This is a genomic window from Streptomyces muensis (genome assembly GCF_021474425.1).
Lineage (GTDB): Bacteria > Actinomycetota > Actinomycetes > Streptomycetales > Streptomycetaceae > Streptomyces > Streptomyces muensis.
Genome location: NZ_JAKEIP010000325.1, coordinates 1 through 7,945, shown reverse-complemented (window position 1 = coordinate 7,945; position 7,945 = coordinate 1). Strand labels below are relative to the sequence as shown.

The window sequence follows — 7,945 nt, the reverse complement described above, 5'->3', positions numbered from 1 at the left end:
CCCCCGGACCGCCGTCACCCGCCCCGTCCCGGCCAACAGGCCCAGCTCCCGGTGCAGATGCGCGCCCAGCTCCGCCGACCGCTCCTGGAACTCGCCCGTCCGCAGCATCGCGATCACCTCCAGCGCCACCGCACACGCCAGCGGATTCCCGCCGAACGTCGACCCGTGCTCCCCGGGCTCGAACACCCCGAGCACCTCGGCCGACGACACCACCGCCGACACCGGTAGCACCCCGCCCCCGAGCGCCTTCCCGAGCACATACACGTCCGGCACCACGCCCTCGTGCTCGCACGCGAAGGTCCGCCCCGTACGCCCCAGCCCCGACTGGATCTCGTCCGCCACGAACAGCACGTTCCGCTCCCGCGTCAGCTCCCGCACCGTCGGCAGATAGCCGGCCGGCGGCACCAGCACCCCCGCCTCGCCCTGGATCGGCTCCAGCAGCACCGCCACCGTGTTCTCCGTCAACGCCTCCCGCATCGCCGTCAGATCCCCGTACGGCACGATCTCGAAGCCCGGCGTGTACGGCCCGAAGTCCGCCCGTGCCTCCGGGTCCGTGGAGAAGCTGACGATCGTCGTCGTACGGCCGTGGAAGTTGTTGCCCGCGACGACGATCTTCGCCATCTCCGCCGGCACCCCCTTGACCCGGTAACCCCACTTCCGGGCGGTCTTCACGGCCGTCTCCACCGCCTCCGACCCGGTGTTCATGGGCAGCACCATCTCCATCCCGCACAGCTCGGCGAGCTGCTCGCAGAACGCCGCGAACCGGTCGTGGTGAAACGCCCGCGACGTCAGCGTCACCCGCTCCAGCTGCGCCTTCGCCGCGTCCAGGATCCGCCGGTTGCCGTGCCCGAAGTTCAGCGCCGAATACCCGGCCAGCAGATCCAGATACCGCCGCCCCTCCACATCCGTCATCCACGCCCCGTCCGCCGTCGCCACCACGACCGGCAACGGGTGGTAATTGCGCGCGCTGTGCGCCTCGACCGCGGCGATCAGGGATGCGGTGGTGCTCGACGTACTCACGGGGCTCTCCGTTTCCGCCACCACGAGGACTCCTGACCCGGCCGTCACGAGCCCCGCGGCCACTGTCCATTTCCGGCCTTACGAGTGCTTTGCGGCCCCTTCCTATCGTTGCTCGCATGGTGGACGCGGGACCATGCGCCGTCGGCGCGCCCGGTAGGCTGATCGACGGGCCGTGACTGGCGCGCTGGGATGGACCAACCATCGGGGAGCGGCCCCTGGGCGGGCGACATCGCGTCCAGAGCGAGTGCCGTGCGCCTGGGCCGTACCGTGAACGCTGCACCCCACGTCCGGAGGTCCCCATGTCAGCCGAGCCCCTCTCCACTGAATCCACCGCCTTCCGTGCCGCCCTCGACGTGATCCGCGCCGTCGAGCCGCGCGTGGCCGATGCCATCGGCCAGGAGGTCACCGACCAGCGCGAGATGCTCAAGCTGATCGCCTCCGAGAACTACGCCTCCCCGGCCACCCTCCTGGCGATGGGCAACTGGTTCAGCGACAAGTACGCCGAGGGCACCATCGGCCGCCGCTTCTACGCCGGCTGCCGCAACGTCGACACCGTCGAGTCCCTGGCCGCCGAGCACGCCAAGGAGCTCTTCGGCGCCCGGCACGCCTACGTCCAGCCGCACTCCGGCATCGACGCCAACCTCGTCGCCTTCTGGTCCGTCCTCGCCGCCCGTGTCGAGGCCCCCGCCCTGGAGAAGGCCGGCGTCCGCCAGGTCAACGACCTCACCGAGGCCGACTGGGCCGAGCTCCGCCAGGCCTTCGGCAACCAGCGCATGCTCGGCATGTCCCTGGACGCCGGCGGCCACCTCACCCACGGCTTCCGCCCGAACATCTCCGGCAAGATGTTCGACCAGCGCTCCTACGGCACCGACCCCGCCACCGGCCTCATCGACTACGAGGCGCTGCGCGTCTCCGCCCGCGAGTTCAAGCCGCTGATCATCGTCGCCGGCTACTCCGCCTACCCCCGTCTCGTGAACTTCCGGATCATGCGCGAGATCGCCGACGAGGTCGGCGCCACGCTCATGGTCGACATGGCCCACTTCGCGGGTCTCGTCGCCGGCAAGGTCCTCACCGGCGACTTCGACCCGGTCCCGCACGCCCAGATCGTCACCACCACCACCCACAAGTCGCTGCGCGGCCCGCGCGGTGGCATGGTCCTGTGCGACGACTCCCTCAAGGACCAGGTCGACCGCGGCTGCCCGATGGTCCTTGGCGGCCCGCTCCCGCACGTCATGGCCGCCAAGGCCGTCGCCTTCGCCGAGGCCCGTCAGCCCGCCTTCCAGGACTACGCCCAGCGCATCGTCGAGAACTCCCGCGCGCTGGCCGAGGGCCTGATGCGCCGGGGCGCGACCCTGGTGACCGGCGGCACCGACAACCACCTCAACCTGATCGACGTCGCCTCCTCCTACGGCCTCACCGGCCGCCAGGCCGAGGCCGCGCTCCTCGACTCCGGCATCGTCACCAACCGCAACGCGATCCCGGCCGACCCCAACGGCGCCTGGTACACCTCCGGCATCCGCATCGGCACCCCCGCCCTGACCACCCGTGGCCTGGGCACCGCCGAGATGGACGAGGTCGCCGCCCTCATCGACCGCGTCCTCACCACCACCGAGGCCGGCACCACCAGCAAGGGCGCCCCCTCCAAGGCCCAGCACGTCCTCGACCCGAAGATCGCCGACGAGATCTCCCGTCGCGCCACCGACCTCGTGGCGGGCTTCCCGCTGTACCCGGAGATCGACCTGGGCTGACGCCCGCGACGATCCACCGAGGGCCTCACAGGTCCAGGTCGATCAACTCCTGACGTGGTTCCTCCCGCGGCGGTCCGGCTCCAGGCCGGGCCGCCGCGCGGCGTATCAGCACCGTCCCACCGACACCGGTCGCGAACCCGACGGCCAGCCCCGCCACCGCCCACCCCGCGCTCTCGACCACCGAGCCGGGCCGGGCCTCGACCGCCGTGGCCCGGGAGAGCTCGTCCTTCGACACGCCGACCAGCTCTTCCAGGTCCAGCCGCTCGAAGACCGAACGAGGTGCCCGATGCCAGCGGATGTCGTCGTCCTCCAGCTCCGGCGCGAGATCCGACCGGACCCAAGGCGTGCCGTCCTCGGCCACGAACAGCTGGTCCTGGCGCTGAACGGCGACATCCCCTCCGGGCGGCCGGTTGGTCTGCGGCCAGCCACCGATCCCGGTCAGCCCCCAGATCACCGTCATCCGTATCGGCGGATGACGCCCCTCGACCCAGCCCTCCGGCACCCGCTCCGTACCGACATAGGTCGGCTGCAACAGCTGCCAGAGACGGGCGAAGGACTGCTCGCCCGAGCGAATCGCCGTCGTACCTCCCGTGCCGCCGGCGACGACCATCGCCACGTCGGGGACGTCCGGACGCCCCGCCGGGACGGCCAGGGCGGTCGCAGCCATACCCCACAGCACCAGCACCGCCGACACCGCCAGCAGCAGTGTGAGCCGTGCCCCGCCACCCAGGTGAGCCTTCATACGTCCCGCAGCTCCTGCCTCGGCCCCGGCTCACCCCGCAGGCGGTCCAGGGGCAGCCGCGTGGCGAAGGGCCGCAGGAGCAGCGCCAGCACCGCCCCGGCCGCCGCCCCCGGCAGCGCCCACCACCAGTCGGTGGCGTCCTCCGACCCTGACCCCGGCTTGGCCGAAGACGCCTCGGCCGCCTGGTCCACGGCGTCGGACGCAGGGGCGGAGGAGTCCTTCGCGGCGTCGTCGTCCGTCCCATACACCTCCCAGGCCGGCGGGAAGATCGCCGCACTTCCCTCGGCCGAGGCCTTGCCCATCAGGCCCAGCTTCTTGAGCAGGGCACGCAGCTGGGACGGGTCATCGGCACGGTGCCACGCGCCGTTCGTCGTGCTGTCCAGGTTCGCCGCCGTGTGGATCCAGACGTCCTGTCCCTTGTGGACCGGGTAGACCCGGTCGAGGCGCCAGGGCGTCACGTCGTGGACCATCCAGGTGACGTTGATCTGACGCGCTGCCGTCAGACCGGCCTCGGGTGGCTTGTCGCGTGTGCCCTTGCCCGGTGCGTCGAGCAGCTGGGCCAGCTCCTCGTACTCCTTGTCCGAGTAGTACAGCGCCGCCGTCTCCGTGCTCTCCGGGGAGACCAAGAGCACGCTGGTCGGTCCTCCGGCCGAGGCGGGGGACGCGGCGCCCCACAGCAGCAGGGCGAGCGCCGCCGTCAACGCCCTGGTCAGCGCAGTGAGTTCACGGCACCGGCCCCTCCGATCCCCACGCCCGCGCGACCGGTCTCCCCGGCTGCCGACCCCATGTCCCCACATCCGAACCCCCAACCCGAGCGATCCCGTGCGGCCCGTCCCCGAGCCGCGTGTCACTTCTGGTACACCGCCCGACCCGCCTGGGTTCCCACCCCGAACCACCTATTTCGAAGAGTCCTCCACCTCGAAGCGCCCTCTACTCCGAGGACTCCGCGGACGGCCGTCCGAACGACCGCGCGACCTCCACCGCCCGCTGCTTCGACGCCACCCCTTCCAGCCGCAGCGTCACGCTCCCGCCACCGGCCCAGTCGGTCGCGTTGGTCGCGTTGGTCCCGTCGGCCCTGTGGGTCCACAGCAGGGTCGGGCCCGCCGTGCGCTCCTCGCGTGAGTAGTGCTCCCCGCCCGGGTCCACCAGCCAGAACGTCAGCAGGTGCGGTCGGGGGAACCACAGGGCCGGGTCGGACCCGGCGCCGTTCGGCGTGTCGGGACCCAGCGAGATCCACTCCGGCTGTTCGCGCACCGTCTTGGTGAAGGCGATGTCCAGGCTCGCCCGCCGTTCCTCAAGCCGTATGGTGCGGCCGTCCTCCCGCCAGCACAGGCTCACCACGAACCGTCCCCGTGGCTCACCCGTCACCGCGACCGTGTCCGGCATGCCGAGCTCGTGCGGGACCAGCGGCTCGAAGCCGGCCCGGCGCTCGGCCTGGGCGAGCGACACCGAGCGGCCGCAGCCCGGGACCTCGGCGCCGGGGGAGGGGACCGCCGACGGGTCGTACCGCACCTCGACTCCGGCGAAGTCGAACCAGTCGAAGACCGCCGCCCGCACCGGAGGCGTGAGCACCAGCACCGCCAGCAGGCCGCACAGCGCCGCGGTCAGCGAACGCCACCGCACCCGCGTCCAGCGCCGCACCGCCCGCAGCCGCTCGGCGGCGCCCGGTGGCTCGGCCACCGGAACCGGCACATGCTCGGCGAGCAGCTGCCCCAGCACCCGCTCGACCATCGTCTCGGCCGTCTCGGCGCCGTCCGCCGCGCCCGGCGCGTCCAGCGACCGCCCGAGCGCTCGCAGCTCCTCCGGCAGCCGGGCCGCCTCGCCGGGCCGACCGCGATCACCGGGATCCCGGCCACCGGCGGGGCGCCCGCCGTGCCCCCCGGCGCCGTCACGGCCGTACGCACGCCGCCCGTCACTCTCGTACGCCCCACGGCCCTCGTCGTCGTACTCGTGTCCGTCACTCATGCTCATCACCTCCTTCCCGGGGCTGAAAATCCGGCAGCAAGCGCCCCAGCTTCCGCAGCGCGCGGTTCAGCCGGGACTTCACCGTGCCCCGGGGCCAGCCCAGGGCCTGGGCGGTCTCGGACTCGTCCATCTCCAGCAGATAGCGGTAGGTGACGACCAGGCGATGCTCCTCGCTCAGCTTCTCCAGGGCGGCCTGGAGCGCGGCGCGGCGCTCTATCTCCAGCGCGGCCATCGCCGGGTCCGCCGATTCCGGTATCAGCGGCTCCGCCTCCACGAAGGCCGCCTCACGCCCGGCGAGCGTGCGCTGACGGGCCGCCGTACGCACTGTGTTCCTCGTCTCATTGGCGACGATCGCCAGCAGCCAGGGCTTGAACGCCGAGCCGTCCTTGAACCGGCCCAGCGAGCAGTACGCCTTGACGAAGGCCTGCTGCACCACGTCCTCCGCGTCCGCACCCGCCCCGAGCGCCGCGGCCGCCCTGAGCGCGATGCCCGTATGGGCCCGCACCAGCTGCGCGTACGCCTCCGGCTCTCCGGCGCGTACACGTGCGATCACCGCGGCCTCATCGACGATGCGGCCCCCCTCCCGCGTCCTCACACCTTTGTTACACCGCGGAGGACGGATCGGTTCCCATCTGTTTCCGACCAGTTCCGGTCCGACCGCCGAGACCTGAGAGAATGGTGAGCATGGCCTCTGACCGACCCCGCGTGCTCTCCGGAATCCAGCCCACCGCAGGCTCGTTCCACCTCGGCAACTACCTCGGCGCCGTCCGCCAGTGGGTTGCCCTGCAGGAGTCCCACGACGCGTTCTACATGGTCGTCGACCTGCACGCGATCACGCTCCCGCAGGACCCCGCCGACCTGCGCGCCAACACCCGGCTCGCCGCCGCCCAGCTCCTCGCGGCCGGCCTCGACCCCGAGCGCTGCACGCTGTTCGTCCAGAGCCATGTCCCCGAGCACGCCCAGCTCGCCTGGGTCATGAACTGTCTCACCGGCTTCGGCGAGGCGTCCCGCATGACCCAGTTCAAGGACAAGTCCGCCAAGCAGGGCGCGGACCGGGCCAGCGTCGGCCTGTTCACGTACCCGATCCTCCAGGTCGCGGACATCCTGCTGTACCAGGCCAACGAGGTCCCGGTCGGCGAGGACCAGCGCCAGCACATCGAGCTCACCCGCGATCTCGCCGAGCGCTTCAACGGCCGCTTCGGCCAGACCTTCACCGTTCCGAAGCCGTACATCCTCAAGGAGACGGCGAAGATCTACGACCTTCAGGACCCGTCGATCAAGATGAGCAAGTCGGCGTCCACGCCGAAGGGCCTCATCAACCTGCTCGACGAGCCGAAGACCACTGCGAAGAAGGTCAAGAGCGCGGTCACCGACACCGAGACGGTCATCCGCTACGACGTCGAGAACAAGCCGGGCATCAGCAACCTGCTCAGCGTCTACTCGACCCTCACGGGCACGGGAATCGCGGAACTGGAGCAGAAGTACGACGGCAAGGGCTACGGTGCGCTCAAGACGGACCTCGCCGAGGTCATGGTCGAGTTCGTGACGCCTTTCCGGGAGCGCACCCAGCAGTATCTGGACGACCCGGAGACGCTGGACTCGGTCCTGGCCAAGGGTGCGGAGAAGGCGCGTGCCGTCGCCGCGGAGACGCTCTCCCAGACGTACGACAGGGTGGGCTTCCTGCCCGCCAAGCACTGAGCCGGCACCACGGCATGCGGCCGGCACTCGGCCGTACCACCGCACAGCGCTGCACATCACTACGGTTGCGCCTGCCCGCAGCACGTCCGTAGCCGTACAGTCGATAGCCGAATGGCCGTATGCGCGGCCATTCACGCTCACCAACAGGGCATGAGCTCACAACAGGACGAGCCGCTCGCGACGGGCGGGCTCACCGACAGACGACAGGAGACGACGTGGGGACCGTAACGATCGGTGTGTCGATCGCGGTCCCGGAGCCTCACGGCAGCCTGCTCCAGGAGCGGCGCGCGGGCTTCGGCGACGCCGCGGCTCACGGCATCCCCACGCACGTCACGCTGCTGCCGCCGACGGAGGTCGACGCCGAGCTGCTGCCGGCGATCGAGGCGCATCTCCATGAGGTCGCGGCCGCCGGGCGTCCCTTCCCGATGCGGCTCTCCGGCACCGGCACCTTCCGGCCGCTGTCGCCGGTCGTCTTCGTCCAGGTCGTCGACGGCGCCGAGGCCTGCACGTGGCTCCAGAAGCAGGTCCGTGACGCCTCCGGGCCGGTCGCGCGTGAGCTGCAGTTCCCGTACCACCCGCATGTCACGGTCGCCCATGGCATCGACGAGGAGTCGATGGACCGCGCGTTCGAGGAACTGGCCGACTATGAGGCCGGCTGGGCGTGCACCGGTTTCGCCCTCTATGAACAGGGCGCCGACGGCGTATGGCGCAAGCTGCGGGACTTCGTGTTCGGGGGGCCGGTGGTTCCGCCGCAGGCGGGGCGGGTGGAGCG

The 7,945-nt window shown here is 71.3% G+C and carries 8 protein-coding genes and 1 riboswitch; of the genes, 3 read left to right on the top strand and 5 right to left on the bottom strand.

Annotated features, from left to right (window positions below; all coding sequences use genetic code 11):
• On the bottom strand, positions 1 to 1,020 hold a 1,020-nt coding region (gene rocD / locus L0P92_RS39445; protein ID WP_234767954.1), incomplete at its 3' end, for an ornithine--oxo-acid transaminase.
• Between the two features lie 162 nt (positions 1,021 to 1,182).
• Positions 1,183 to 1,288: riboswitch (ZMP/ZTP riboswitch) on the top strand.
• A 31-nt stretch (positions 1,289 to 1,319) separates the two neighbouring features.
• On the opposite strand from rocD, the gene L0P92_RS39440 reads away from it, so the two are divergent.
• A complete protein-coding gene (locus L0P92_RS39440) occupies positions 1,320 to 2,768 on the top strand; it encodes a glycine hydroxymethyltransferase (RefSeq protein WP_234767953.1) in 1,449 nt (482 codons plus the stop codon).
• Between the two features lie 25 nt (positions 2,769 to 2,793).
• On the opposite strand, the gene L0P92_RS39435 is transcribed toward L0P92_RS39440, so the two are convergent.
• From L0P92_RS39435 to L0P92_RS39420, 4 genes are all read right to left on the bottom strand, one after another.
• Positions 2,794 to 3,435, bottom strand: coding sequence for a hypothetical protein (locus L0P92_RS39435; RefSeq protein ID WP_234767955.1), 642 nt, complete (start codon positions 3,433 to 3,435; stop codon positions 2,794 to 2,796).
• Between the two features lie 71 nt (positions 3,436 to 3,506).
• Positions 3,507 to 4,211: a hypothetical protein gene (locus L0P92_RS39430; protein WP_234767952.1), complete on the bottom strand. Its 705-nt coding sequence runs from the start codon at positions 4,209 to 4,211 to the stop codon at positions 3,507 to 3,509.
• A 229-nt stretch (positions 4,212 to 4,440) separates the two neighbouring features.
• Positions 4,441 to 5,475, bottom strand: coding sequence for a hypothetical protein (locus tag L0P92_RS39425; RefSeq protein WP_234767951.1), 1,035 nt, complete (start codon positions 5,473 to 5,475; stop codon positions 4,441 to 4,443).
• Positions 5,468 to 6,070 (bottom strand): RNA polymerase sigma factor, encoded by a 603-nt coding sequence (locus L0P92_RS39420; protein ID WP_217209349.1) that lies wholly within the window; start codon positions 6,068 to 6,070, stop codon positions 5,468 to 5,470. Before L0P92_RS39420 ends, L0P92_RS39425 begins: the two co-directional genes overlap by 8 nt.
• An 89-nt stretch (positions 6,071 to 6,159) precedes the next feature.
• Between L0P92_RS39420 and trpS the strand changes: the two genes are divergently transcribed.
• Positions 6,160 to 7,173 (top strand): tryptophan--tRNA ligase, encoded by a 1,014-nt coding sequence (gene trpS, locus L0P92_RS39415; RefSeq protein ID WP_234767949.1) that lies wholly within the window; start codon positions 6,160 to 6,162, stop codon positions 7,171 to 7,173.
• 215 nt (positions 7,174 to 7,388) lie between these two features.
• Positions 7,389 to 7,945, top strand: a 557-nt coding sequence (locus L0P92_RS39410; protein WP_234767948.1) for a 2'-5' RNA ligase family protein, incomplete at its 3' end; no start/stop codon positions are given.